We start from the raw sequence: 24,716 nt of genomic DNA, 5'->3' as shown, positions 1-24,716 counted from the left end.
TTGATTGGCAGCGGGGCTATCGCAGATAGCAATCACGCTGCGGATGCGTGAACAACGGATACCCGCATACGATCAAAGATCGTACGAAAGCAGATCGTATCCGGTCGCAGCACGCACCACCCGCCGGTGCACATAGGAACCGCTGCCGCCATTGGTCAACACCACAATGCCCCGCTGTCGCTGCGCATCGCCAATGGCGAAGTTCTTGAAGATGCCGCTGTTGCTGCCCGAGTGATAGAACATCGGGCCGTCGCGGGTCTGCTCGGTATTCCAACCCAGGCCTTTCTCGGTCCATCGCCCCGGCAAGCTGATCTGCGGTGTCAGCATGGCCTGGCGCGCAGTCTCGCTGATCTCCCATGCCGCACGCTGCCGGCCCGCCATCATCAAGCAGAGGAAGGTCGCATAGTCCTGCACCGTGGTGCGCAAGCTGGCGGCGGCGTTGGCGAGGATGTCGCCCGGCCACGTTACCAAGCCTGACGGCGACAAGGCCTGCACTTCCGGCAGCGCACGCTGGGCGTCTTCGTACTTCCATGCAGACAGCGGCTTGCCCCAGCGCTCGGCGACGCGTTGGGCGGCGCTCCACTGTTCGCGCAACACCTGCGGCGGCATTCCCGCATCAGCGCGGTCGTGTGCGCGATGGCCAAAAACGGAACGCGCGGCCAGATCCGTATTCCAGGTATAGCTGCTGTCCTTCATCCCGGCAGGACCAAACAGACAGGTCTGCATCGACTCATCCAGGCTCTGGTTGGTGACCGTTTCAACGACCAGCTGCAACCAGACGAATGCCTCACCGGAATAGTTGATGCGCGTGCCGGGCTTCACCATCGGCACCAGCTTCTCGGTGGCTGGCGACTTGCGCCAATCGGGCAGCCCGGTGGTGTGTCGCAACACATCGCGCGCGGTGATGAGCGCAACCCACGGATGATCGCCAAGGTAATCAGGGCGGCGATATCGAACCAACGGAACATCCAGATCGATCCGCCCCTGCTCCACCAGCTGCATCACCAGATACGCGAACACCGGCTTGCTGAGCGAGGCGTCCTCGAACACCGTGCGCGCATCAACGCGTCTGCCGGTCTGTACATCAGCCAAGCCAAAACCCCGACTCCATGCCACAGCACCGTCTTCAACCACCGCGATGCCCACGCCAGGAACCGCGAAGGCCTGCATGATCCGAGGCAACTCAGCGAGGAATGTGTCGTCGGGAATCCAGGAACTGCTGGCGGTGTCTTTGCACGAAGCGGCCAACGCTTGGGCTGAAGGTAACGCGGCGAGAACCCCCAACGTGGCGGACTGTGTGATGAAGCGGCGACGACCTGGAACCGTGCGTATCGACATTGCCAGCAGTCTCCCTTGTGGAGGGCTCAGCTTAGCCGGAGTTCTAAACCTAGTGATCGAAAAATGGCGGAATTGAGATCACCCGACCAGCACTGACATCACACGTGTCGCACCCACTATGCCACCGGGCACAACCGCGTTGCCCCTTTCGTGCGACTCCCAACGACTCAATCCAACGTTGAGCCAAGGGCTTTTTGGCCCCTGACTTCTGGCTAAAGCCGTCTCAGCAGACTTTGAAAAAAACTGCCGGCCCACCAACGGCATCCGATCCGCGAAGAAAGCAGATTCATCAAATACGGAAGGCAGGCGTAGATGTCGGCAGCAGTGCTGCGCTCTGCCAAGCTCGATGCCCGAAAGCTCGGGCCTTGCTACGACCGATGGCATCAGCTCATCGCGGGCGGCGAGCATGCACTGAAGAGATAAAGAATAGAACTTTTCAATATATCTCTGAATTCAATTATGTCAGCGATTCTGTAGCTGAGTTCATAACTTATGTCAGTGACCACTGCTGAACCGTCAACTACAGTTCGGGCGTTTCGTGGAAGTTGGATACATCAGCAACCAAAGCTCCGTCTTCCGTTCATTCCCAGGCGAAGCGCATTCCTAAGCAGGAGAGAACAGCGATGACGACAATAAAGGTACTGGCCCGTTCCGGGCTTACGGTTGCCCTGATGAGTGCTGTATTGAGTTTCAGTGCACACGCACAATCCACATCGGGCGCCATCAGCGGCTCGGCCGAAGTTGGAAGCACCATCGTTATTGAAAGTACATCAGGCCTTTCGCGCTCCGTGGTGGTAGACGCAAACGGGCGCTACAGCGTGAGTAGCTTGCCGGTTGGCGCCTATACGGTGAAGCAGATCAAGGATGGCGCTACCGTTGGCACCCGCAGTATCACCGTTGCGGTTTCATCCACCGCAGATGCTTCATTCAACGCCACGACGCTGTCGGCTGTCGAAGTAGTGGGCACGCGAATGCAGCCCATCGACGTGACCCAGGTCGATTCACGCATGGTCATCACGGCCGAACAGTTGGCCAAGCTGCCGATCGCGCGTAGCGCTGATGCCATCGCACAGTTGGCTCCTGGCGTCATTCAAGGGTCCAACGACTTCGTCAATGCATCCAACGGTCAGCGACTGTCCTCCTTCGGCGGTGCTTCTGTTTCCGAGAACGCCTATTACATCAACGGCATGAACGTCACCGATCCGCTGAAAGGTTTCGGCGGCATTGAATTGCCTTATGGCTCCATTGAGCAGCAGGAAGTGTTGACCGGCGGCTATGGCGCTGCGTACGGGCGCACCACCGGTGGCGTCATCAACCAGATTGGTAGAACTACCGCTACAACTACAACACCTTCAACCGCGGTGACTACCTCAGCAACGCGACCGCGACTGACACGAAGGCGGTGATGTGGATCGCCAAGTACACGGGCTATCTGACGGACAACCTGACGGTCAATGCCCAGTATGGCGAACAGAAGACGGACCTGGAGTCCGATCCAGACAACAAGTTCTCCAACCTGATACCGGTCAGTGGCAGCGTCAATCAGAACCCGGCCCTGAACGGCGGAATTCCCATCACCAATGCCAATAAGCTGGCGCAGATATCCGACCCCAGGCATCAGACGTTTGGCGCAAACTACCGCTTGGATGTGACCTACCATCTGGGCGATCACGCGATCACCGCCGGCATCGACAACCAGCGGACCGAAGACCGCAACGACAGCACCATCATGGCGCCGGACGCCGGTTACCTTTGGCTCTACGGCCGCAAGCCGAACGCGATGACGCCCATCAGCGAAGGAGGAGTGGGCGCTCCCGGCAACTATCCCGGCGGCGAGACCGGCTACTACGTTTCCAAGTACATCCAGGAAACCCGCGCCTCGGTCAAAGTCATGCAGCGCGCTCAGTACATCGAGGACAACTGGCAGGTAAACGACCGCTGGCTGGTCAAGCTCGGCCTGCGCAATGACCAGTTCATCAATTACAACCCGGAAGGCCAGGCCTACATCAGGCAGACCAAGCCGCAGTGGGCACCGCGATTGGGCTTCGCCTGGGATGTCAATGGCGACAGCACATTCAAGGTCTACGGTAACGCTGGGCGCTACTACCTCGCATTGCCAAACTCACTGGCTGCACGCGGCGCCGCGGGTTCCATCTATACCAACGAGTACTACACCTACACGGGCATCGATGCGAACGGCAACCCGACCGGCCTGACCGCGATCGACACAATCAACGGCCCGGGCGCCCCCTACTCGGCCAATCGCGAATACGGCCAGTCGCCGGATCCGAAGACGGTTACGGCAAAGAACCTGAAGGCCCAATCGCAGGATGAGTACATCGTGGGCTTTGACAAGGTCTTCAACGAGAACTGGAACTACGGCGCCAAGCTGACATACCGCAAGTTGAACAACGCCATCGACGACACCTGCTACATCGAGAAATTCGAGGAAATGGCTGCTGCTCAAGGCATTGATACCACTGGCCTACGCGGTTGCTATTTCTTCAACCCCGGTAGGGCCGCGGTGTTCAACCTGCCCAATAGCCAGGGCGGTTACACCGAACTGGCCATCACCAACGCAGACTTCGGTTATTCAAAGGTAAAGCGCACCTATACGGCATTGGATGCCTATATCGAACACCCGTTCGACGGCAGGCTGTGGGGGCGCGTGACTTACACCTTCGCCCACAGTCGCGGCAACACCGAAGGTCAGGTGAAGTCCGACATCGGCCAAAGCGACATCTCGGCTACGCAGGACTGGGACTACCCATCCCTGATGGAATATGCCGGTGGCCACCTTCCGAATGATCGTACCCACCAGCTCAAGGCAATGGGCATGTGGCAGATCAACCCGGAATGGAGCGTCAGCAGTACGTTGCAGATCATGAGCGGGACGCCGAACTCCTGTCAGGGGGCCTATGGTCCGGATGAGACCTACCCGGCCTACCCTGGCAACTACTACCATTGGTGTGGCGGCAAGCCGGCCAAGATGGGCGACGCCGGTGAAACGCCCTGGATCAAGAATCTCAACCTCAGTGCCGAGTACCGTCCCTCATTCGCTGACGGAAAACTGGCTTTCACCGTTGACGTGCTGAATGCCTTGAACGAACAGAAGGCTACCCGTCTGGAGCCGGACTACGGCCCCGGCATCTATCGCCAGGTCCTGTCCTGGCAGACTCCACGCAGCATGCGCCTTGGCGTGACCTACGACTTCTGATGCAACCGCTGTGAACAGAAGGGGGCGCTGATTAAAGCGCCCCCTTTTCTGTTCTTCCCCATGATCCATCGCAAGCAAGAGTGGTACGCAGCGGCGTCCGGGCCATTGCGCTGCTTCGATCCCAATGCCTACACCGCAGAACTCCGGGTAACGAAACAACAACAAGGCCAAGTGTCACCTGTACGCTTATCGAAAGCGAATCCTCACGGGTATCATCAAGAGATTCTTGATTGAGTAAAACGATGTTTGATGAATATCTGGAAAAATGGGATCTAACGAAGGACGGCGACCCGTTTGCTTCGTTGAATGGCTACCTGCTTCCAGTTCGTCAGCGCGGCCTTCCCGCAATGCTTAAAATTTCGAAACTTGCCGAAGAGCAGGCAGGAAGCTTGCTGATGGCGTGGTGGAACGGTGACGGTGCAGCGCCCGTGCTGGCACAGGAAGGCGAGGCCTTGCTCATGCAGCGCGCACTCGGATCGGCGTCACTGGTGCAGATGGTGGGTAGTGGCTTGGACGACGAAGCCAGTCGCATCCTCTGCAGCGTTTGCACACGGCTTCACAAACCACGTACTGCGCCACCACCGCCATTGGTTCCATTGGAGCGCTGGTTCGAGGCTCTCTTGTGCGGAGCGAAGACGCACGGGGGCATTCTTGAGCACTGCGCAAGAACCGCACGCGAGCTGCTCTCAGATCCGCGCGATGTAACGGTACTGCATGGCGACATCCACCATGGCAACGTGCTTGATTTCGGCACTTCCGGCTGGCTTGCGATCGATCCCAAAGGGCTGTGCGGTGAACGCGGCTTTGACTATGCGAACATCTTCTGCAATCCCGATGCTATGAGCGCGCTTGCGCCAGGTCGCTTCGCAAAGCGAATAGAAGTGGTAGCCGCGGCTTCAGATATGGACCGCCACAGATTATTGCAGTGGGTGCTCGCCTGGACTGGTTTGTCGGCAATCTGGATGCTCAACGACAACGTCGCGCCGGGGAGCAACATTGAGGTAGCGAAACTAGCCGCGTCGGCGCTCGATATCCCCTACTAGGTTTGGCGTTCCAAATTGAGGTAGTTGGTGAAATTCAATGTACCGAAGCGGGTTCACCCGCCGTTTTCACCGACACTTGCGAGAAGGCCAATCAAGGCGCACTGAAGAGTACCTGTCGCCTCGTCGAAAACTGATGTGCGCATTTCGCTCTGGCAGTACGGGCACCAAACGGGCACCAGAAAATTCTGCGGAGGCATGCCTGGCGGGGAAAAACACCGCAAGAATTTGATTCGCTTGGTGGGCCCACCAGGATTCGAACCTGGAACCAAAGGATTATGAGTCCTCTGCTCTAACCGTTGAGCTATAGGCCCTTAGCGACGACACAGTGTAGTGGAGCCGGCTGCGTGCGACTACTTCCACGTGTCTGCTTTTGATGTGCGCGTATTGCGCACTGCAGCGCTCGACTGCAGGGGCGCAGCACCGGCTGCCGCCGGACAGCAACGCCGCTGTGCGCACCCCACCGCCGCACGCCCAAAGAAAAACCCCGCCGGGGCGGGGTTTCTCCTTGCCGGCGCTTACGCGCCAGCCGTCACCTGCAAACCAGCGATCACTCGATGTCGAGGAAGCTGCGCAGCTGCTCCGAACGGCTCGGGTGACGCAGCTTGCGCAGCGCCTTGGCCTCGATCTGACGGATACGCTCGCGGGTCACGTCGAACTGCTTGCCCACTTCTTCCAGCGTGTGATCGGTGTTCATGTCGATGCCGAAGCGCATGCGCAGCACCTTGGCTTCCCTCGGGGTGAGGCCAGCCAGTACGTCACGCACGGTTTCCGACAAGTTGATGTTGGTGGTGTTCTCGATCGGGGACTCCACATTGGTGTCCTCGATGAAGTCGCCCAGATGCGAATCCTCGTCGTCGCCGATCGGGGTTTCCATCGAGATCGGCTCCTTGGCGATCTTCATCACCTTGCGGATCTTGTCTTCCGGCATGTCCATTTCCTTGGCCAGCTCCTCCGGCGTGGCCTCGCGGCCGTACTGCTGGAGCATCTGGCGGGAAATGCGGTTCAACTTGTTGATCGTCTCGATCATGTGCACCGGAATACGGATGGTGCGGGCCTGGTCGGCGATCGAACGGGTGATCGCCTGGCGGATCCACCAGGTGGCATAGGTCGAGAACTTGTAACCGCGGCGGTATTCGAACTTGTCGACGGCCTTCATCAGGCCGATGTTGCCCTCCTGGATCAGGTCCAGGAACTGCAGGCCGCGGTTGGTGTACTTCTTGGCAATGGAGATGACCAGGCGCAGGTTGGCCTCGACCATTTCCTTCTTGGCCTTGCGCGCCTTGGCTTCGCCGTAGGCCATGACGCGGCTGATTTCCTTCAGCTCGTCCAGGCTCAGCTGGGTGTTCTTTTCCAGGTCGATGGTGGCCTGCTGCTCGGACACGATCTGGTCCTTGACGTCACGCAGGGCCGACGACCACTTCTGCTTACGCTTGATCGCGTCTTCCACCCACTCCAGATTCGTCTGGTTGCCTTCCCACGAACGGATGAAATCCTTACGCGGCATACGGGCAGTGATGGTGGCCAGGTGCAGCACGCGGCGCTCCTGCGACTTGACCTGACCCATGGTCTCGCGCAGCAGGCGCACCAGCACGTCGGTCAGCGGCAGCGGCAGCTTCAGGGTCACGAAGGTGGCCGAGATTTCTTCGCGCAGCTTGGTCTGGGCCTTGGTGTCGCCCTTGGCGTGAGCCTTCTTGAACTTGGCAAGATCGCTGGCCAGCTGCTCCATGCGGTTGGCAACTTCGACCGGATCCGGACCGGTCGGGCCGGCCTCTTCCTCGACGTCGTCACCGTCAGCGTCTTCGTCGGCGTCTTCGGCAGCGTCATCGCTGGTGTCTTCGGCAGCAACGGCCGGAGCCGGTGCTTCTTCGACCAGGTCGTTGAAGCCGACGATCACTTCGGCCAGGCGCTTCTTGCCTTCCTTGTGCAGTTCGTAATCGGCCAGCACCGACTCAACGGCCAGCGGGAAGGTGCCCAATGCAGCCTGCACCTGGCCCAGGCCTTCTTCGATGCGCTTGGCGATGGCGATTTCGCCTTCGCGGGTAAGCAGCTCGACGGTACCCATTTCGCGCATGTACATGCGCACCGGGTCGGTGGTACGGCCACCTTCGGTGTCGAGTGCGGTAAGTGCGGCAGCTGCTTCTTCAGCGGCGGTATCATCGACTTCACGGTTGCCGGTGTTGCCGTCGCTGAGCATCAGCGTGTCGGCGTCGGGGGCAACTTCGTGGACATCGATGCCCATGCCGGTGATCAGGCCGATGATGTCTTCGATCTGCTCCGGATCGACCATGTCGTCGGGCAGATGGTCGTTAACTTCGGCGTAGGTCAGGTAGCCCTGTTCCAGGCCCTTGCTGATCAGAAGCTTGATGTCGTTTTGCTGGGCAGGACGTTCGTTGGCCATGTAATGCTCGCGCCACCGGCGATTGTGAAGATGGGAACCTAGCATTATACCAGCGCAGCATAACGCTTGCCGGGGCGGTGGGTTCGCGGCGCGTTATGGTCTGAGCAGAAAGGTTACGGGCCCATCGTTGATCAGGCTGACAACCATATGGGCACCAAACTGACCAATTTCCACCCCCGGCGCGTGCTTTTCACGGCAGATAGCCACCAAACGATTGAAAAGCCGTTCAGCCTCGGCCGGCGGGGCGGCGCTGGTGAAGCTCGGACGCATGCCTGAACGGGTATCGGCGGCCAGGGTGAACTGGCTGACCAGCAACAGCCCGCCGCCGGTATCGCGCAAAGAACGGTTCATCTTGCCGGCATCGTCGGCGAAAACCCGGTAACCGATCAATCTGTCCGCCATCCGCGACAACATCGCCTCGTCATCCCCCGGCTCCACCCCGACCAAGGCCAGCAGCCCAGGGCCGATCTGCCCGACTACGGCATCGTCGACAGTGACCGAGGCCTGGGTAACGCGCTGGATCAGGCAAAGCATGGCAGCTCCTGCAGTGGGGGCCGGGCACCATAGCACCGTGCGCCAGCGGCTAAACTTGGGGGAATGAAACCGCAATCCGTCGCCAAGCTCTATTACCGCCTCGCCTGTGCCCTGACCCACCTGCCCTGGTCCTGGCAGCGAACCCTGGCCGATACGGTGGCGTGGCTGTGGCGCAGCATCAACGCCCGCGAAAGCCGGGTGACCCGCCGCAACCTGGAGCTGGCCTACCCCGAGCTGGACGCGGCGCAGCGCGCGCGCCTGCACCGCGAGGTACTGCGCACCACCGCCCGCCAGGCCCTGGAAACCCTGTACCTGTGGACCCACGACCCGGCCAGCAACCTGTCCCGGCACCTGCGTGAGCGCCATGGCCAAGAGCTGTATGACGCCGCGCTGGCCTCGGGCAAAGGCGTGATCGTGGTCGCCCCGCATTACGGCAACTGGGAGCTGCTGAACCAATGGCTGGCATCGCGCGGCCCCATCGCCATCGTCTATGCGCCGCCGGAAAACCCGGTTGGCGATGAATTCCTGCAGCTGGTGCGCGGCGGCGACAACGTACGCCAGGTGCGTGCCGAAGGCCCGGCGGTGCGGCAGTTGTTCAAGGTACTCAAGGATGGCGGCGCCACCGGCATCCTGCCCGACCAGCAACCCAAGAACGGCGACGGCGTGTTCGTACCGTTCTTCGGTATCCAGGCGCTCACCATGACCCTGGTCAACCGCCTGGCCGAACGCACCGGCGCCACCATTCTGTATGGCTGGTGCGAGCGCATCGGGCCCAATCTGGACTTCGCCCTGCATATCGAACCGGCCGAAGCGCAAATCGCCGACCCCGACCTGCAGCTGGCCGCCGCCACCCTCAGCGCCGGCATCGAGCGCATCGCCCGCCGCGATCCGGCGCAATACCAGTGGACCTACAAGCGCTACACCCTGCGGCCACCCGGCAGTGGCGAGCACGACCCCTACGCCACCGCCCGTCACCCGCATTGAACCTGCTCCTGCAACACTGCATCACCCGTGCTGCTTGATTGATTCGACAGCCAACGGCCCCCATAAGGTTTCAGATGAACAGCCCTGCCCTCGCCCGCCCGTCCTACTTCGGCCAGACCGCCGCCATCCGTTGCGAGCGCGCTGCCGCCGAACTCCGCGCCGGGCGCCCGGTGGTGATCAGCGATGGTCAACAGCGGCTGGCCAGCATCGCGCTGGACAGCAGCTCACCGGAGGGCTTCGCCGCCTTTGCGGGGGCCGCGCAAGGCCGCCATTACCTGTTCCTGAGCGCAGCGCGCGCGCAGACCCTTGGCATCAGCGCCGCCAACGGCATCCATGTACCGCTGGCCGGCCGCGATTTTGCCGAGCTGCCGGCATTGGCCTACCTGCGCGATGCCGTCGCGTCGGCCGATGCAGCAGCCAGCGGCAACGCCCTGGACGCAGCAACGATGGAAGTAGCGCGACTGGGCCTGTTGTTGCCGGCCATGGTGTCGGTGGAACTGGACGCGGCCGCCAGCCCGTTCGATGACTGCCTGCAGCTGGACACCACCGCCCTGTATGAAGGTGCCGGCCAGGCCGGCCAGGACTACGAACTGGTCACCCGCTCGCCGGTGCCGCTGCGTGATGTCGGCATGAGCGAGTTCGCCGTGTTCCGTGGCGGCGTGGCCCAGCGCGACCAGGTCGCGGTGATTGTCGGCACCCCCGACATGGGCGGCGCGGTACCGGTGCGCGTGCATTCGTCCTGCCTCACCGGCGACCTGTTCGGCTCGCTCAAGTGCGACTGCGGCGACCAGCTGCGGCGCGGCCTGCGCACGCTCAAGGACCTGGGCGGCGGCATCCTGTTGTATCTGGACCAGGAAGGCCGCGGCACTGGCATCGCCGCCAAGATGCGCGCCTACGGCTACCAGCACGAAGGCCTGGACACCATTGATGCCGATGCGCAGCTGGGCTTTGGTGCCGACGAGCGCCGCTATGGCAGCGCGGTGGCCATGCTGCGCGCGCTGGGCGTACAGCGCATCCAGCTGTTGACCAACAATCCCACCAAGGTGCAGCGCCTGCGCAACGCCGGCATTGAAGTAGTGGGCTGCGTGCCGATCACCGGCGAGATCACCCACGAGAACGAGCAGTACCTGCGCACCAAGGCTGCACGTGCCGGCCACCACCTGGATGTGGATGCATTGATCATGGCGGCGCAGTAACGGCCCTGCTTTTCGCGGTATTTGTGGGAGCGGCGTAAGCCGCGAAACCACCACACCACCCGGCGCCGCGACGGCGCCCCACCTTGAAATTCCGAGCGCAGGCTTTCCGGCGTCCTGCCGCCTCGCCAGCTTCGCGGCTTAAGCCTCTCCTACAACAGCCATCGCCACCCCAACTACCGTTGTACGGCCCCGCCGTTATATCGTCTGTGCATGACTGAACCCCCTGCCTTCGATACACCCGCGCTGGACGACAAACAATGGCAGGCCCTGCCGCCACGCGGCGCGCTGTTTGCCGCCGCCGGTACGGCACTGAGCATGGCGCTGTTGCTCGGCGTAGCCTGCCTGGTGGTGATGCTGGCCATCGATCGATCCCACCTGTTTGTCGTCCCGCTGGCGGCCGCCGCCGTTGGCGCCCTGCTCGGCGCATGGTTTGGCTGGCGTCGGCATCGGCTCACCTTCTGGCGGCTGGACAGCCAGTCGCTGGGCGTGCGCCGCGGCCATATGTGGCAGAGCGAAAGCCATGTACCGGTATCGCGCGTACAACACCTGGACCTGCGCCGCGGCCCGCTGGAGCGCATGGCCGGGCTGGCCACGCTGATCGTGCACACCGCCGGCACCCGCATGAACACCGTGGCGGTGGCTGGGCTGGCACAGGCCGACGCCGAACGCCTGCGTGACCGCCTGGCGCGCCAGCTCGACCACGACGACGACGCACTGTGAGCGAGCTGCCACCGCCGCTGCCCAACGAAGAGCAACGCCTGCACCCGTGGTCGTGGCTGTTTGCCCTGCAGCAGCAGGTGCAGCAGTTCCTGCTGCCCTTGCTGGCGCTGCTGGTATTCGGCAGCCGCCGCGATGATGACCTGCCCTACCACCACTGGATCAGCGGCGCGATCGTGCTGGCGCTGGTGGCCACAGCGGTGCTGCAATACCTGAGTTATCGCTACCGCATCGGCAGCGATGCGCTGAGCATCCGCAGCGGCATTTTTGAGCGCACCCGCCGCGAAATCCCGTTCGCGCGCATCCACAACGTGGTGGTGCACCAGAACCTGCTGCACCGGATGTTCGGCGTGGCCGAACTGCGCCTGGAATCGGCCGGCGGCGACAAGCCCGAGGCGGAAATGCGCGTGCTCAAGTTGGCGCAGGCGCTGGAGCTGGAGCAGCTGATCCGCCAAGGCGGCAGTGGGGCCGCGGCAACCACGCAGACCGAGATCACAAGCGACGGCGTGCTGCTCAGCCTGCCCTTGTCAGAACTGGTACGCCAAGGCTTGATTTCCAACCGGGCGATGGTGGTGTTGGTGGCGGCGATCGGCGCGGCGTATCAATTGTTTCCGCGCCGGGCCACCTCTGATTTCATCGAGGAACAAGGCCGGCATGCCTTCGGCTATGCCAGCCAGTTGCAGTTGGGCACACTGACAATGGTCGCCAGCGGCCTGTTGCTGTTGGCGTTCGCACTGGTCTTGATGCGGCTGCTGTCGGTCGGCCTGGCCATCGTGCAGTACTACGGCTTCCGCCTGAGCGAGGCCGACCGCCGCCTTACTGTCGAGCGCGGCCTGTTTACCCGTGTGCGCAGCAGCGTCGCCCAGCGCCGCATCCAGGCCTGGACGCTGCGCGAAGGCGCACTGCATCGTCTGTTCAAACGCCGGCAACTGCGGGTGGACATCGCCAGTGGCGGCCAGCAGCAGGAGCAGGACGGGCGCGCGCTGAAGGAACTTGCGCCGCTGGCACCGCCGGCCACCTGTGACGGCCTGCTGCAGCATCTGCTGCCGCAACTGCAATGGCCGCCGGCGCAATGGCAGCCGGTCAGCACCCGCGGCTGGTGGCGCCTATGTCTGCCCGCGCTGCTGTTGATGGGCAGCCTGTCGGCATTGCTGGTCTACGAGACCGGGCGCGCATGGGGCCTGCTGCCCCTGCTGTGGCTGCCGTGGTCGGCACTGAAGGCGCATCGCCAGGTAAGCCGGATCGGTTACAACATCGATGCGCAGCGTGTCGCCATCCGCGGCGGTTGGTGGAACCGCTGGTGGCGCGTGGCCGAGCTGGACAAGTTGCAGGCCTTGCGACTGGATCGCTCGCCGCTGGACCGGCGTTTCGGCACCGCGACGCTGACCCTGGATACCGCAGGCGCGGCCGGCGCGCCGGCCTTGCAACTGCGCTTCCTGGAAGAAGCACAGGCGCGTGCATTGATGGCGCAGCTTGAGCGGGAGATGGTGCGGCGCAAGCTGCGTTGGTGAGCGCTCCCCTTCTCTCCCGCCCCTTGGGGCCACCCTCTCCCGCGATGGGAGAGTGAGCGGTCATCGCGAGTTGAAGCATTGCCCCTGATTGCAGCTTTCCCCCTCTCCCCTTGCGGGAAAGGGTTCCGAAGGAGCGGAAGAGGAAGAAAGCTTCAGCAACTAAACCCGCGCCGGCCCCCAATAGCCGATGCGCTTGCGCAGCTTGATCTTGCGCCACCAGTTGCGTGGCTTGGGCTTGCGGTTGCGCCCGCCCTTGGCGATGAAGTCATCAATGGCCTGCAGGATGCGCTCGCTGGACTGGCCATCGCGGTAGGGATGCAGCTGATCGGCAAACTGGCGCACCGCCGCCATCAACTCGGGCGGCCGCGACAAGGCGGTGCGGATAGCGCCTTCAAACTGCGCCGGGTCATCGATGTCGATCAGCTGCGGGCCCGGCCGGCGGTTCTTGAAGGTGACCACCGGCTTGTAGGTCAGCAGGAACTCGTTGAGTGCAGAGGAGGTGTCCGAGCACATCATGTCCACCTGCGGGAACAGGTCCAGGATGTTGTCGTCATCGGCGAAGCGCAGGTACGGGCCTTCCAGCGCGCGGTACTTGGCGGCGATTTCCGGGTCCATCTTCGGGTGGAAGGTGACAATCCAGCGCCATTCGCCGGTCTGCGACAGCCGCTTGATCTCGTCGTAGAGGATGCCGGCGGCACTCCAGGACGGCGAGAAGGTGGAGTGGTACAGAATCACCGGCGGCTCGCGCACCGGGTCGGGTTGGTCCTTGAGCTGGCTCATGAACGGGTCGATCTTCGGGAAGCCGGTCTCCACCACCGAAAAATGTCCGGTCTTCTGTGCCAGTTCCGAAAAAGCGGCGGTATCGCGCGGCCCGGTGGTGCAGTACAGGTCAAAAAAGCCGCGGATGTAGATATGCCGTGGCTTGCCCGCGTCGAAGCCGTGGAAAGTTTCCACCTTCACCCCGGGGAAGAAGTGCGGCACCGCGTTGGACGAGGTGATCACCGCGCAGGGGTTCCATGCGCGCACCTGGGCCACCGTGAGCAGGGTTTCATCGGCGGTCAGGTCTTCCGCGCCGGGGCCGTCGAAAAACCATGCCGCCTCATCGCCACGTGAGCGGATCGCCGCCTGCAGCGGGCGGAGGATGGCCAGGGCATAACGCTCGGACCCGTACAGCAGATAGTGGCGTGGCACGGCGGGGAACTCCTGAATATCCCGGATATTGCGCAATTATCGCATCGCCAGTGGGAGCCGTCGCTGCTAGGCTTTGGCCCATCCCCCGTGCCAGACGCCGCATGCCCAGCCCAAGCACCACCCTGCCCACCCAGCGCCCGCGCCTGTCCGCCTGCATCATCGCCTTCAATGAAGCCGACCGCATTGGTGACTGCCTGGCCTCGCTGGCGTTCTGCGACGAGATCGTGGTGGTGGATTCGTTTTCCAGCGACGCCACCGTTGCCGTCGCCGAGGCGGCCGGCGCGCGCGTGGTGCAGCGGGCCTTTGATGGCTTCCGCAGCCAGAAGGCGTTCTGCGTTGAACAGGCCAGCCACGACTGGGTGCTGTGCCTGGATGCCGATGAGCGGGTCAACCCGGAACTGCGTAAGGCCATCGAATCCGAACGCGATGCCGGCTTTCCCCGCGCCGTCGGCTACCGGTTCGCGCGCTGTTCGGAATACTTTGGCCGTTTCCTGCGCCATGGCACGGCCTATCCCGACCGCGTGCTGCGCCTGTTCGACCGCCGTCATGGCGGCTGGCGCGGTGATCGCGAGATCCATGAAGCAGTATCGCTGGACGGCCCAGCCGCCCTGCTCAAGGGCGACCTGCTGCACCACCCCTACCGCAGCTTCCTGCAACTGCTGGACAAGAAGCAGAAATACGCGCGGATGATGGCCGAACACGAGTTCGGCAAGGGCAAGCGTGCCAGCCTGGGCAAGCTGATCATCGCCCCGAGCTGGCGCTTCGTCCGCAGCTACGTGGTCAAACGCGGCTTCCTGGATGGCTGGCCGGGGCTGATCGAAGCCTTCGTCAGCGCCAATTACGTGCGGCAGAAAACCATCATGCTGTGGCTGCTGCAGAACGGGCAGCCGCTGGTGACCCCGTCCGCCGGGAACAGCCAGGGCAAGTAAGCCTGCCAAGGGTCACAGTACTTACTGAACCCTGCCCGGCAATTGCCACGCACATGCAATTCTGTTCGTTGAAGATGCAGGTTCGCATCGCTAGAATTGTTCGTTCTAGCGACTGAGAATCAGACTGGTTGCACGGTGGCCGTCCCGCTGTCACTGCCACCCTCCCAGCGGCGTCTCCACGCCCCACCGGTGTGATCCATTACGTGAATCATTTGACTGCGGTCCAATCCCCCCCGTTGTTGTACGCATTTCGAGCCCGGCTGCTGACGATCGGTCAGTGGTGCGCGGTGCTCTCGCTGTTTGCCGCGCCCATCAACAAGCCGGCCACCAATATCCTGATCGGCCTGAGCCTGCTGTGTTCGTTGGCCGGCACCGAGCTGCTGGCGCGTTGGCGCGCCGCCTGGCGTGAGCCGGTGGTGATCGGTTTTCTGGTCTGGTTTGCCGTACTGCTCGCCAGCGCGCTGCATTCCACCCTCAGCACCGGCGCCTCGGTGTTCAGCGAAGCGTCGCTATGGGGCTGTCTTTACCCGGCCTTGATCGCCAGCCTGCTGCGCGATTCGCGCTGGCGTTGGCGCGCGCTGGCCGCGTTTGCCGTGGCTGCCGGCCTGGTGGTGGTGATTTCCTACCTGATGCAGTTCGGCCTGGTGCCGCAGCGCGCAGTGGCTGAAATCCAGCCTTCCATGCGCAACACCGTGTTCAAGGAATACACCCAGCAAGGCTTGGCCAGCCTGATCCTGATGTCGATGCTGGTGGCCACAGCAATGAGCAGCCCCAGCCGACGCTGGCGCAACGTGGCCCTGCTGGCGGCGGCAGTGGTATTGGCCAACGTGGTGTTGCTGATACAGAGCCGGACAACCTATCTCGTGCTGTTGCCGCTGCTGGGCTACTGGATCTACCGTCTGGTCGCGCATCGCTTCAACGGCTGGCGCACGCTGCTGATCAGCGGCGGCCTGATCCTTGTCACCATTTCCGCACTGTGGTCGACCCCCAGCATCCGCGAACGCATGCTCAGCTCGATCAGCGAAGAAGTCGACAGCTACCTGATCACCCAGGAGCCGACCTCCAGCGGGATCCGTCTCTGGTTGTGGCAGCAAACCCTGCCGATCATTGCCGATGCGCCGGTCTTCGGCCACGGGCTGAATCAGTGGGAACCCCTCTATCTGGAACAGATGCGCGACATTCCGGGCTCGGCGCCATTCATCACCGGCCACCCGCACCAGGAAGCGCTGCTCATCCTGGCTGAGGAAGGCACCGCAGGCCTGCTGGTCTTTGCCGGCCTGCTGCTGGGCTTTGCCGTCCATACGCGCAAGCTGCCCGATCCACAAAAGGGTATCTTTGCCAGCATCCTGATCATCTATGTCGCCGCCGGCCTGGCCAATGGGCTTTGGAGCAACTTCACCCATCGCCATGTCTTTGTCCTGCTGCTGGCCTGCATCCCGTTGGGCAGCTTCCCTTGGTACGGTGCTGCTAAAGAGCGCGAACCCACGTCATGAATCCCTGCCCGTCGTTTGATGAGGTGACCGTAGTCTGCGTCACCTACAACAGTTCGACCCTTGTGGAGGCGATGGCCAGCACCTTGGCCAGGTTTCCGCATGTCGTCATCATCGACAACGGCAGCAGCGACGACACCACCACGCACATCGCCCAGCGCATCCCCCATGCCCGGCTGGTAACGCGCGCAGGCAATGCCGGCTATGGCAGCGCCAACAACCAGGCGATGGCGCTTGTACAGACCCCCTTCGCCCTGCTGCTCAATCCAGACTGCCTGATCGCGCCAGAGGACCTGCAATACCTGCTGGACTGCATGCAGGATCACCCGCAGGCCGGGGTGGTTGGCCCGCAGAACTGGCGCAGTGAAACCGTCCCGCAGATCTCGCACCGTGATGCCTTCTTCAAGCCCGATGTCGACAGCACCTGCAAGGTGCCGGACACGATCGTCGTCGCTGACTGGATCCACGGCTGCTGTCAGCTGCTGCGAACCCGCGCTTTCCGCGAGATTGGCGGCTTCGATGAGATATTTTTCCTGTACTACGAAGACGATGACCTGTGCCTGCGCATGGCCCAGGCCGGCTATCAATGCCTGCTGCAACCTGCCGCACGCGCCTTCCATAAGGGTGGCGCCTCCTCCGCTCCAAGCATCCGCACCGATTTCATCAAGCGTTTCCACTACGCCCGCTCACGGCAGATTGCGATCCGCCGCTACATGGGCAATGGCGCCGGGCGCCTGCACCTGGCCAAGCTGATGGTCGCGGCGCTGCCGGCAGTGGTGGTCTACAGCCTGCTGCTGCGACGCCGTGACGTGATCAAGTGGGCGGCATGGGGATCGGCGGCATTCTCCGCCGCACTGGGGCTGGACCTGGTACCAGGGCGAGGCAAGCCTGCGCCTGCGTCCCCGGTATCCAACGCCTGATTCAGCACTGACTGCCCCGGCCCGGGTACAGACCGTGGCAGAATGGCGTTGCCGGATGGGGGCTGAGTACAGCACCGGCTACCTCCCAATCTAGAGTCTTTTATGCAACGCGTCCTGGTCACAGGTGGTGCGGGATTTCTTGGTTCTCATCTATGCGACAGACTCATCCAGCAAGGACATGAGGTCCTGTGCGTGGACAACTACTTCACCGGCAGCAAGCGCAATATCGCGCACCTGCTGGGTAGACCCGAATTCGAGCTGCTGCGGCACGACGTCACCTTCCCACTGTATGTGGAGGTGGACCGCATTTTCAACCTCGCCTGCCCGGCCTCACCGGTGCACTATCAGCACGATCCGGTGCAGACCACCAAGACCTCGGTGCATGGTGCGATCAACATGCTGGGCCTGGCCAAGCGGCTGAACGCCCGCATCCTGCAGGCATCCACCAGCGAAGTCTACGGCGACCCGGAAGTGCATCCACAGCAGGAAGGCTACTGGGGCCGGGTCAATCCGATCGGCCTGCGCAGTTGCTACGACGAGGGCAAGCGCTGCGCTGAAACCCTGTTCTTCGACTACCACCGCCAGCACGCGCTGGACATCAAGGTCGTGCGCATTTTCAACACCTACGGCCCACGCATGCATCCCAATGATGGCCGCGTGGTGAGCAACTTCATCGTGCAGGCGCTGCGCGGCGAAGACATCACCATTTTTGGCGACGGCACCCAGACCCGCAGCTTCTGCTATGTGGATGATCTTATCGAAGCCATGCTGCGGATGATGGATACCGAAGCGGGCTTCACCGGGCCGATCAACATCGGCAATCCCGGCGAGTTCAGCATGCTGGAACTGGCTGAAACCGTGCTGCGGCTGGTCGGCGGGCGTTCGCGCCTGGTGTACCGGCCACTGCCTTCGGATGACCCGCGTCAACGCCAGCCGGACATTCGCCTGGCCCGTGAAAAACTGGACTGGACACCCAAGGTCGCACTGGAAGACGGCTTGAAGGAAACCATTGGTTACTTCCGCAAGCTGCTGGCGGAGGACGCCGCATGACCACGTTTGCGGTAGTCATCACCAACTACAACTACGCCAGCTTCGTTTTCGAAGCGGTGGACAGCGTGCTGGCCCAGACCCGCGCGGCTACACAGATCCTCGTGATCGACGACGGCTCCAGTGACGGCTCGCCGGAACTGCTGCGCCAGCGCTATGGCGACGACGCGCGGGTAAGCCTGCTGTTTGGCGAGAACGAAGGCCAGCTGGCGGCGTTCCAGCGCGGTGTGGCTGCCGCCAATGCCGATGTGGTCTGCTTCCTTGATGCCGATGACCGCTGGAAGCCCGAGTACCTGCAAAAAGTCGGCGCTATCTATGACGCCCGCCGCGATGTGGATTTTGTCTTCAGCGACCTGCAGACCTTCGGCATCGACCAGCTGAGCATTCGTTATGAAAACAGCCCGCAACCCATCGATCTGGGCTACACCGCGGTAAGCACTTACCTGCTGCTGCCGTGGTACGGCGCGCCCACCTCGGCACTGTCACTGCGCCGCAGCTGGGCTGTCGACGTGCTCGACCTGCCGCACAGTTTCCGCCGCCAATGGAAGCTGTGTGCCGATGCCTGCGTGGTGCATGGCGCCAGCATCCTGGGCGCACGCAAGTACTACCTGCCCACCGCCTGCGTGGAGTACCGCACCCACGGCAACAACGGCTGGTGGGCCGGCCGCCGCGAACCAACCAGCCGCTACCGCAACAGCTTGCGCAACTACGGCATTGTCCGTGTGTACGCGGCGCGCAATAGCCTGGACGAAGGTTGCTGCAGCCTGGGCAAGCGCGAATACCGCACCAAACCGCAACCCAGCGGCAAGGAGCGGCGCCGCTATGCACGCATTGCGCTGCGCGGCAATGCGCCTTGGTGGGAGCGTTACGAACAAGCCATCAGCATTCTGTTCGGGCGTACCCAACAACGCCCTTGAGCAATGCGCGTGACGTGCGCAGGCAATCAACCGTTGCTGCTGGGCGCGCGCCAGCGCAGCCGGGACATCAGGTTGTGCACAAACCAGCGCACGCTCAGGCGCGCACGGTAGCTCTCGCGGCTCAACCACCCCAATACACCGACACCCGGCTTGGTCTTGCGACCCGCCTGGATCACCGATGCGAACAGGTCACCGCTGCGCACCACGCCGGGCTTCAGCCCCAGGCACTCCACGCCGTGCAACCAGGCCAGGTCCATGTAATCGTCGACCGGCAGCACCCAGCGCTCGGCATGGCGCAGGAATTTTTCCGCCGCCGACGGTGCCAGGTAATAGCCAAATGCACACAGCGGGCTGCGCCAATAACGGTGCAGTACGAAGTCACCAAACTGGACCCAGGGCGAGCTGGGCCGGTCCGCGGCATGCAGGCGGAAGTAGCCTACCGAATCCGGTAATGAAGGCAGGTCACGCAAGACATCCAGAAAGCGCGGATCGATGGTGATGTCGTCTTCAAACACGATCATCGGCCGACCACTGTCCACGCACTGCTGCCACAGCAGATAGTGGCTGGCCCAGCAGCCGATTTCGCCCGCGCGGAACGGCCGCCCCTTGCAGGCCAGCCGACGCTTTTCGTCTACCTTGGCAAACAGCGGATGCTGGACACTACCGTTGACGGCTTCCCATAGCGTCAGCTCGATACCCAATGCTGCCGCCTGCCGCTGGACCGAGGCACGACGATCCGCCGATGCTGGCAGATTGATCACATACAGGGGCAGGTCTGCGGACGGCCGGGTCATTGCGCGAAGCGATCCTGGAAAAGAATCAACACAGGCTCCCGACGCTTCAGGAGCCATCCTGAGCACAGCTGCGAGCCATGATAGTACCTGATCAACACGCTGCCACCTTTTTCAATACCAGCCCGCCAACAACTTGCAGCGGGGCTTTCCATTCATCGGCAGCGACGCCGCCAGCTTGATCGTATTTGTCCGTAATCCACGGACAAATACCTATGCCAGTTTCACCAACCGCGCATAGAAGAAGCCATCGCCGCCCTGCTCACCGGGCAATCGCTGGCGGCTGCCCGCAACGTCATGCCCGAATGAATCAGGTAATGCCTGCACCTGCGCATCCGGGGTACGGGCGAGGAACTGCGCCACCTGCCCGCCGTTTTCCGCGCGCAGGATGGAGCAGGTCGAGTACAGCAGCACGCCGCCGGGGCGCAGCACCGTCCACAAGGCATCCAGCAGGCGTGCCTGCAGCGCGGCCAATGCGGTGATGTCTTCGGCGCGGCGGTGCAACAGCACATCGGGCTGGCGGCGGATGATGCCGGTGGCCGAACACGGCGCATCCAGCAACACCGCATCAAAGGCGGTTCCATCCCACCAGGCAGCGGTATCGGCGGCATCCACCGCGACCACCTGCGCCTGCGCGCCAACACCGGTACGGGCAAAGGTTTCGCGGATGCGCTGCAGACGCCGCGCATCAACGTCCAGCGCCAGCAGACGCAGCGATGGATCGCGCTCCAGCAGATGCGCGGACTTGCCCCCGGGCGCCGCACAGGCGTCCAGCACCCGCGCGCCGGGTGGCGCCTGCAGGGCATCGGCCACCTGTTGCGCCGACAGGTCCTGCACCGACACCGCGCCCTGCGCGAAGCCTGGCAGGCTGCTCACCGGCACTGCGGCCGGCAGGCGCACCGCGTCGGCCGACAAGGGCTCGGCAGCAGCGTCGACACCGGCCTGGGCCAGCAATTCCAGATACGCCTCGCGGGTGTACTGCTGGCGGTTCACGCGCAGCCACATCGGGGCCGGCTGCAGGCTCTGGCTGATGATGTCAGCGGCCTGTTGCGGCCAATCGTTCTGTACCTGTGCAAGCAGCCACGCCGGCCATGCGTCTTCGGCGCGCGCCTCGGCAAAGCCTTCGCGCTGGGCACGCCGCAGCAGGGCGTTGACCATGCCGGCCTGACGCTCGCGGCCAAGTGCACGCGCTGCATCCACCGTCGCCGACAACGCAGCATGGGCGGGCAGCTGCAATACGTCGAGCTGGGCGAAACCGGCCATCAGCAGCGCGCGTAGATCGCTGTCGCGCGGGCCAAGCGGTTTCTGCAGCCACTGCCGCAATGCCTGGTCGTAGACCACCCGGCGGCGCAGTGCCGCAAAACAGATGGCTTCCAACAGCGCGCGGTCGCGACTGTCGTCGAGTTTGGGTAGTGCCGCACCGAGCTCGGCTTTCAACGAGCGGCCCTTGCCGACGACCGCCGCCAGCACCTTGGCCGCCAGCGCGCGGGTCTGCACGCCGGGTTGCGCCGCCGCGGATTTACCCCACGGTGAGGAAGTAGCAGCCGTCATCCGCTCAGCCCTCGATCCGCAGATCGCGGCGTGCGTTCAGATAATCCGCTGCGGTGATTGCCTTGCCACCTTCGCGCTGCACCACCCGCAGGCGCAGTGCGCCCTGCCCGCAGGCAATGTCGATGCCCTCGCGCGTTGCGCCGATCACCGTGCCCGGTGCCTGGCCCGCATTGTCATCGAGGGCGACCGCGCCATGGATGCGCACGCGCTCGCCGGCCAGGGTGGCTTCGGCCACCGGCCACGGGTTGAAGGCGCGCACGCGCCGCGCCAACGCGGCCGCAGGTTCGGCCCAGTCGAGCTTGGCTTCGGCCTTGTCCAGCTTGTGTGCGTAGGTGACGCCGGCTTCGGGTTGACGCTGCGGCACCGGCTTGAGGCCGGCACGCAACAGGCCCAGGCCGTCGGAAAGCACCTGTGCACCCATCTGCGCAAGACGGTCATGCAGCTGCCCGCCGGTATCGCTGTCGCTGATAGGTGTGTGTTGGCGCAGCAGCACCGGGCCGGTATCCAGGCCCGCTTCCATCTGCATCAGGCAGACACCGGTTTCGGCATCGCCGGCCTCGATCGCGCGCTGGATGGGCGCAGCGCCGCGCCAACGCGGCAGCAGCGAGGCATGCACGTTCCAGCACCCGTGGGTGGGGATGGCCAACACCGCCTTGGGCAGGATCAGGCCATACGCCACCACGATCATCAGATCGGGTTGCAGGTCGCGCAGCTGCTGCTGGGCTTCGGGTGTTTTCAGGCTTTCCGGCTGGAATACCGGGATGCCGCGTGCGATCGCGTCGAGCTTCACCGGCGAGGGCATCAGCCCGCGGCCACGGCCAGCGGGGCGGTCCGGCTGGGTATAGACCGCCACCACTTCATGCAGACGGGCGGCGGCAGCCAAGGAGGCGACGGCAAAGTCCGGCGTACCGGCGAAGACGATTTTCATTGGGCGGGATTCGCAATGCGGGATGCGGGAGGGGCGACAGCGGCGCAGCGGCAGCCATCAGCCCTCACGAATCGAAAAAGGAAGGTGCAGATCCGGGATCCAGAACAGAACGCCAGGACTGCAGGAAGCGCGGCCAAGCCTGCTCTTACCATCCCCAACCCCGGCCCCGGATCAAGCCACGTGCTTGCGCGACTTGGCCAGTTTCTTGCGCACCATCTCGCGCTTGAGCGGCGACAGGTAGTCGATGAACAGCTTGCCGTCCAGGTGATCCATTTCGTGCTGGATGCAGGTGGCCAGCAGATCCTCGGCAGCCAGTTCCTGCTGCTTGCCCTGACGGTCCAGGAAACGCACCACGATGGAATCGGCACGGGTGACATCGGCATAGATGCCGGGCACCGACAGGCAACCTTCCTGATACACGCGGCCGCTTTCGCTGGCGTTGATGATCTGCGGATTGATGAACACCTGCGGCTCGTTGTGCTCTTCGCTGACGTCGATGACCATGAAACGCTTGTGCACGTCCACCTGGCTGGCGGCCAGGCCAATGCCGGGGGCGTCGTACATGGTCTGCAGCATGTCGTCGAGCAGCTGCTGGAACGCAGGCGTGGTCACTTCGGCCGCTTCAACAAGGGCCGCCTTGGTGCGCAGGCGCGGATCTGGGAACTCAAGAATGGGCAGGAGGGCCATGGTGGTACCAATCTGGGAATGCCGCTTATTTCGGCAAGATGTCGCAATTCTAACGCTTGCGCTTGCCCGGCGCGCCCGTTTCTGCAATATAGTGCGCCAACCTGTTGGGGAATCAGGCAGAGCGCAACCATGTTGAAACAACTACGTACGGTCGCCGCCGTGGCGATGCTGACCGTCACGACCTATGCCGTGGCCGTCGAAATGAACGGCACTCACCCTGACACCTATGTGGTGCGCAAGGGCGATACTTTGTGGGACATATCGGCACGTTTCCTGAAAAAGCCGTGGCTTTGGCCGGAAATCTGGCAGGCAAACCCGCAGGTCAAGAATCCGCACCTGATCTATCCGGGCGATGTTCTGAGCCTGGCCTATCTGGACCGTGTCACGGCCCAGGCCGGCCCGCGCCAGGAAGCACCGATCACCGGCGTACCGCTGTCGGACGTTGAACCGTTCCTCAGAAACCTGAACGTTGTAGACAGCTTCGAGGACCTGCCCTACGTGGTTGGCCTGGAAGACAACCGTCTGCGCGCCAGCAGCGGGCAGAAGGCTTACGTCGTAGGCCTCGACGCGGCCCAGCCCGGCCAGCGCTACATGGTGGTTCGTCCAACCGTGCGCTTTGCCCAGCCCAAGCCCACCGAGGACCTGGACAGCCGCGGCAAGGTCACCCCGGGCAGCGGTAATCTGTGGAGCAGCTATGTTGCCTCCAGTGACCGCAAGGAAGTTCTCGGCTATGAGCTGGCCAAGGTCAATGTCGGCACCCTGACCCAGGTCGCCAGCGGCGACGTGCAAGCCTCCACCCTGCAGCTGGAAGACAGCGGCAGCGAGGTGCGCAGGGGCGACCGCCTGATGCCGGTGCAGATCAATCCGTACGACCTGCAGTTCATCCCGCATGCCCCGGCCACCGCCACGGCACCGGGCCAGCTGCGTGTGCTGGCAGTTACCGACACCTTCACCAGCGGTGGTCCACGCGATGTGATCGCCATTTCCGGCGGCGCACGCGAGGGCATCAACAACGGCACGGTGTTCTCGATCTGGCGCAACGGCAGCCATGTCTCTGACCGCATGCATTCGCCGGGCTCTTCGCGCGCGGACGATGCAATGAAGGCGGGTGCAGGCCGGGTCTCCCTGCCTGATGAGTATGCCGCGCATGCCATGGTGTTCCGCACCTTCGACAAGGTCAGCTACGCGCTGATCATGGAAGGCACCAAGCCGGCACGCCTTGGCTATGAACTGAAGCATCCGGACGCGCAGTAAGCGCCTGCGGCCTAGCCTTACGATGTACGACAACGGCGCCTGAGGGCGCCGTTGTTGCATGTGGCGGCAGGCT

21 protein-coding genes and 1 tRNA gene are annotated in these 24,716 nt (G+C 63.1%); 13 read left to right on the top strand and 9 right to left on the bottom strand.

Annotated features, from left to right (window positions below):
• Positions 1 to 72 precede the first annotated feature (72 nt).
• Positions 73 to 1,170, bottom strand: coding sequence for a serine hydrolase domain-containing protein (locus ABE493_RS03200; protein ID WP_346497213.1), 1,098 nt, complete (start codon positions 1,168 to 1,170; stop codon positions 73 to 75).
• Positions 1,171 to 1,961: 791 nt separating this feature from the next.
• On the opposite strand from ABE493_RS03200, the gene ABE493_RS03195 reads away from it, so the two are divergent.
• The 3 genes from ABE493_RS03195 (at position 1,962) to ABE493_RS03185 (ending at position 5,598) form a co-directional block, all read left to right on the top strand.
• Positions 1,962 to 2,744, top strand: a complete 783-nt coding sequence (locus ABE493_RS03195) for a TonB-dependent receptor (RefSeq protein ID WP_346497211.1) — start codon at positions 1,962 to 1,964, stop codon at positions 2,742 to 2,744.
• Positions 2,744 to 4,555 carry a TonB-dependent receptor gene (locus ABE493_RS03190; RefSeq protein WP_346497209.1) on the top strand — a complete coding sequence of 604 codons (1,812 nt, stop codon included), beginning with the start codon at positions 2,744 to 2,746 and terminating at the stop codon, positions 4,553 to 4,555. The genes ABE493_RS03195 and ABE493_RS03190 overlap by 1 nt, the downstream gene beginning before the upstream one ends.
• Before the next feature lie 242 nt (positions 4,556 to 4,797).
• Complete coding sequence (locus ABE493_RS03185; protein ID WP_346497207.1) at positions 4,798 to 5,598, top strand: aminoglycoside phosphotransferase family protein; 801 nt, start codon at positions 4,798 to 4,800, stop codon at positions 5,596 to 5,598.
• A 235-nt stretch (positions 5,599 to 5,833) separates the two neighbouring features.
• Here the strand turns inward: ABE493_RS03185 and ABE493_RS03180 are convergent.
• The 3 genes from ABE493_RS03180 to dtd all read right to left on the bottom strand — a co-directional run bounded on the left by ABE493_RS03180 (position 5,834) and on the right by dtd (position 8,530).
• Positions 5,834 to 5,909 (bottom strand) — tRNA-Ile (locus tag ABE493_RS03180).
• Between the two features lie 236 nt (positions 5,910 to 6,145).
• Complete coding sequence (gene rpoD, locus ABE493_RS03175; RefSeq protein WP_346497205.1) at positions 6,146 to 7,996, bottom strand: RNA polymerase sigma factor RpoD; 1,851 nt, start codon at positions 7,994 to 7,996, stop codon at positions 6,146 to 6,148.
• 93 nt (positions 7,997 to 8,089) lie between these two features.
• The gene (gene dtd, locus ABE493_RS03170) at positions 8,090 to 8,530 is read right to left on the bottom strand and encodes a D-aminoacyl-tRNA deacylase (protein ID WP_346497203.1); all 441 of its coding nucleotides are present in this window, start codon (positions 8,528 to 8,530) and stop codon (positions 8,090 to 8,092) included.
• A gap of 63 nt (positions 8,531 to 8,593) precedes the next feature.
• Between dtd and ABE493_RS03165 the strand changes: the two genes are divergently transcribed.
• The 4 genes from ABE493_RS03165 (at position 8,594) to ABE493_RS03150 (ending at position 12,938) form a co-directional block, all read left to right on the top strand.
• Entirely contained in the window at positions 8,594 to 9,514 is a 921-nt protein-coding gene (locus ABE493_RS03165; RefSeq protein WP_346497201.1) for a lauroyl acyltransferase, read from the top strand.
• Between the two features lie 74 nt (positions 9,515 to 9,588).
• Complete coding sequence (ribA, locus tag ABE493_RS03160; protein WP_346497199.1) at positions 9,589 to 10,710, top strand: GTP cyclohydrolase II RibA; 1,122 nt, start codon at positions 9,589 to 9,591, stop codon at positions 10,708 to 10,710.
• 210 nt (positions 10,711 to 10,920) lie between these two features.
• Entirely contained in the window at positions 10,921 to 11,430 is a 510-nt protein-coding gene (locus tag ABE493_RS03155; RefSeq protein WP_346497197.1) for a PH domain-containing protein, read from the top strand.
• Positions 11,427 to 12,938: a PH domain-containing protein gene (locus tag ABE493_RS03150; RefSeq protein WP_430980702.1), complete on the top strand. Its 1,512-nt coding sequence runs from the start codon at positions 11,427 to 11,429 to the stop codon at positions 12,936 to 12,938. Before ABE493_RS03155 ends, ABE493_RS03150 begins: the two co-directional genes overlap by 4 nt.
• Before the next feature lie 159 nt (positions 12,939 to 13,097).
• Here the strand turns inward: ABE493_RS03150 and ABE493_RS03145 are convergent, their stop codons facing one another.
• The gene (locus tag ABE493_RS03145) at positions 13,098 to 14,129 is read right to left on the bottom strand and encodes a CDP-glycerol glycerophosphotransferase family protein (RefSeq protein ID WP_346497195.1); all 1,032 of its coding nucleotides are present in this window, start codon (positions 14,127 to 14,129) and stop codon (positions 13,098 to 13,100) included.
• Between the two features lie 101 nt (positions 14,130 to 14,230).
• Here ABE493_RS03145 and ABE493_RS03140 point away from each other — a divergent pair, with 101 nt between their 5' ends.
• From ABE493_RS03140 to ABE493_RS03120, 5 genes are all read left to right on the top strand, one after another.
• Positions 14,231 to 15,058, top strand: coding sequence for a glycosyltransferase family 2 protein (locus ABE493_RS03140; protein ID WP_346497193.1), 828 nt, complete (start codon positions 14,231 to 14,233; stop codon positions 15,056 to 15,058).
• A gap of 239 nt (positions 15,059 to 15,297) precedes the next feature.
• Positions 15,298 to 16,551 (top strand): O-antigen ligase family protein, encoded by a 1,254-nt coding sequence (locus ABE493_RS03135; RefSeq protein WP_346497191.1) that lies wholly within the window; start codon positions 15,298 to 15,300, stop codon positions 16,549 to 16,551.
• Entirely contained in the window at positions 16,548 to 17,468 is a 921-nt protein-coding gene (locus ABE493_RS03130) for a glycosyltransferase family 2 protein (protein WP_346497189.1), read from the top strand. The genes ABE493_RS03135 and ABE493_RS03130 overlap by 4 nt, the downstream gene beginning before the upstream one ends.
• Before the next feature lie 102 nt (positions 17,469 to 17,570).
• A complete protein-coding gene (locus ABE493_RS03125; RefSeq protein ID WP_346497187.1) occupies positions 17,571 to 18,518 on the top strand; it encodes a UDP-glucuronic acid decarboxylase family protein in 948 nt (315 codons plus the stop codon).
• A complete protein-coding gene (locus ABE493_RS03120) occupies positions 18,515 to 19,432 on the top strand; it encodes a glycosyltransferase family 2 protein (protein WP_346497185.1) in 918 nt (305 codons plus the stop codon). Before ABE493_RS03125 ends, ABE493_RS03120 begins: the two co-directional genes overlap by 4 nt.
• A gap of 26 nt (positions 19,433 to 19,458) precedes the next feature.
• Here the strand turns inward: ABE493_RS03120 and ABE493_RS03115 are convergent, their stop codons facing one another.
• The 4 genes from ABE493_RS03115 to def form a co-directional block, all read right to left on the bottom strand.
• A complete protein-coding gene (locus tag ABE493_RS03115) occupies positions 19,459 to 20,226 on the bottom strand; it encodes a glycosyltransferase family 25 protein (protein WP_346497183.1) in 768 nt (255 codons plus the stop codon).
• 210 nt (positions 20,227 to 20,436) lie between these two features.
• The gene (rsmB, locus tag ABE493_RS03110; protein ID WP_346497181.1) at positions 20,437 to 21,774 is read right to left on the bottom strand and encodes a 16S rRNA (cytosine(967)-C(5))-methyltransferase RsmB; all 1,338 of its coding nucleotides are present in this window, start codon (positions 21,772 to 21,774) and stop codon (positions 20,437 to 20,439) included.
• A 4-nt stretch (positions 21,775 to 21,778) separates the two neighbouring features.
• Positions 21,779 to 22,702: a methionyl-tRNA formyltransferase gene (fmt, locus tag ABE493_RS03105; protein WP_346497179.1), complete on the bottom strand. Its 924-nt coding sequence runs from the start codon at positions 22,700 to 22,702 to the stop codon at positions 21,779 to 21,781.
• A gap of 171 nt (positions 22,703 to 22,873) precedes the next feature.
• Positions 22,874 to 23,389 carry a peptide deformylase gene (gene def / locus ABE493_RS03100; RefSeq protein WP_346497177.1) on the bottom strand — a complete coding sequence of 172 codons (516 nt, stop codon included), beginning with the start codon at positions 23,387 to 23,389 and terminating at the stop codon, positions 22,874 to 22,876.
• Positions 23,390 to 23,518: 129 nt separating this feature from the next.
• Here def and ABE493_RS03095 point away from each other — a divergent pair, with 129 nt between their 5' ends.
• Positions 23,519 to 24,643 carry a LysM peptidoglycan-binding domain-containing protein gene (locus ABE493_RS03095; protein ID WP_346497175.1) on the top strand — a complete coding sequence of 375 codons (1,125 nt, stop codon included), beginning with the start codon at positions 23,519 to 23,521 and terminating at the stop codon, positions 24,641 to 24,643.
• The last annotated feature ends 73 nt before the right edge of the window (positions 24,644 to 24,716 follow it).

The organism is Stenotrophomonas terrae (assembly GCF_039674165.1).
Taxonomy (GTDB): Bacteria; Pseudomonadota; Gammaproteobacteria; order Xanthomonadales; family Xanthomonadaceae; genus Stenotrophomonas; species Stenotrophomonas terrae_A.
Note: the sequence above shows the minus strand (reverse complement) of the source record. Positions and strands in the feature narration are given on the sequence as shown.

Bases quoted from the DNA above. Each gene is read 5' to 3' on its own strand.
- ABE493_RS03200 (WP_346497213.1), bottom strand. From the start codon at position 1,170: ATGCAGGCCTTCGCGGTTCCTGGCGTGGGCATCGCGGTGGTTGAAGAC.
- ABE493_RS03195 (WP_346497211.1), top strand. From the start codon at position 1,962: ATGACGACAATAAAGGTACTGGCCCGTTCCGGGCTTACGGTTGCCCTG.
- ABE493_RS03190 (WP_346497209.1), top strand. From the start codon at position 2,744: ATGTGGATCGCCAAGTACACGGGCTATCTGACGGACAACCTGACGGTC.
- ABE493_RS03185 (WP_346497207.1), top strand. From the start codon at position 4,798: ATGTTTGATGAATATCTGGAAAAATGGGATCTAACGAAGGACGGCGAC.
- rpoD (WP_346497205.1), bottom strand. From the start codon at position 7,996: ATGGCCAACGAACGTCCTGCCCAGCAAAACGACATCAAGCTTCTGATC.
- dtd (WP_346497203.1), bottom strand. From the start codon at position 8,530: ATGCTTTGCCTGATCCAGCGCGTTACCCAGGCCTCGGTCACTGTCGAC.
- ABE493_RS03165 (WP_346497201.1), top strand. From the start codon at position 8,594: ATGAAACCGCAATCCGTCGCCAAGCTCTATTACCGCCTCGCCTGTGCC.
- ribA (WP_346497199.1), top strand. From the start codon at position 9,589: ATGAACAGCCCTGCCCTCGCCCGCCCGTCCTACTTCGGCCAGACCGCC.
- ABE493_RS03155 (WP_346497197.1), top strand. From the start codon at position 10,921: ATGACTGAACCCCCTGCCTTCGATACACCCGCGCTGGACGACAAACAA.
- ABE493_RS03140 (WP_346497193.1), top strand. From the start codon at position 14,231: ATGCCCAGCCCAAGCACCACCCTGCCCACCCAGCGCCCGCGCCTGTCC.
- ABE493_RS03130 (WP_346497189.1), top strand. From the start codon at position 16,548: ATGAATCCCTGCCCGTCGTTTGATGAGGTGACCGTAGTCTGCGTCACC.
- ABE493_RS03125 (WP_346497187.1), top strand. From the start codon at position 17,571: ATGCAACGCGTCCTGGTCACAGGTGGTGCGGGATTTCTTGGTTCTCAT.
- ABE493_RS03120 (WP_346497185.1), top strand. From the start codon at position 18,515: ATGACCACGTTTGCGGTAGTCATCACCAACTACAACTACGCCAGCTTC.
- ABE493_RS03115 (WP_346497183.1), bottom strand. From the start codon at position 20,226: ATGACCCGGCCGTCCGCAGACCTGCCCCTGTATGTGATCAATCTGCCA.
- rsmB (WP_346497181.1), bottom strand. From the start codon at position 21,774: ATGACGGCTGCTACTTCCTCACCGTGGGGTAAATCCGCGGCGGCGCAA.
- fmt (WP_346497179.1), bottom strand. From the start codon at position 22,702: ATGAAAATCGTCTTCGCCGGTACGCCGGACTTTGCCGTCGCCTCCTTG.
- def (WP_346497177.1), bottom strand. From the start codon at position 23,389: ATGGCCCTCCTGCCCATTCTTGAGTTCCCAGATCCGCGCCTGCGCACC.
- ABE493_RS03095 (WP_346497175.1), top strand. From the start codon at position 23,519: ATGTTGAAACAACTACGTACGGTCGCCGCCGTGGCGATGCTGACCGTC.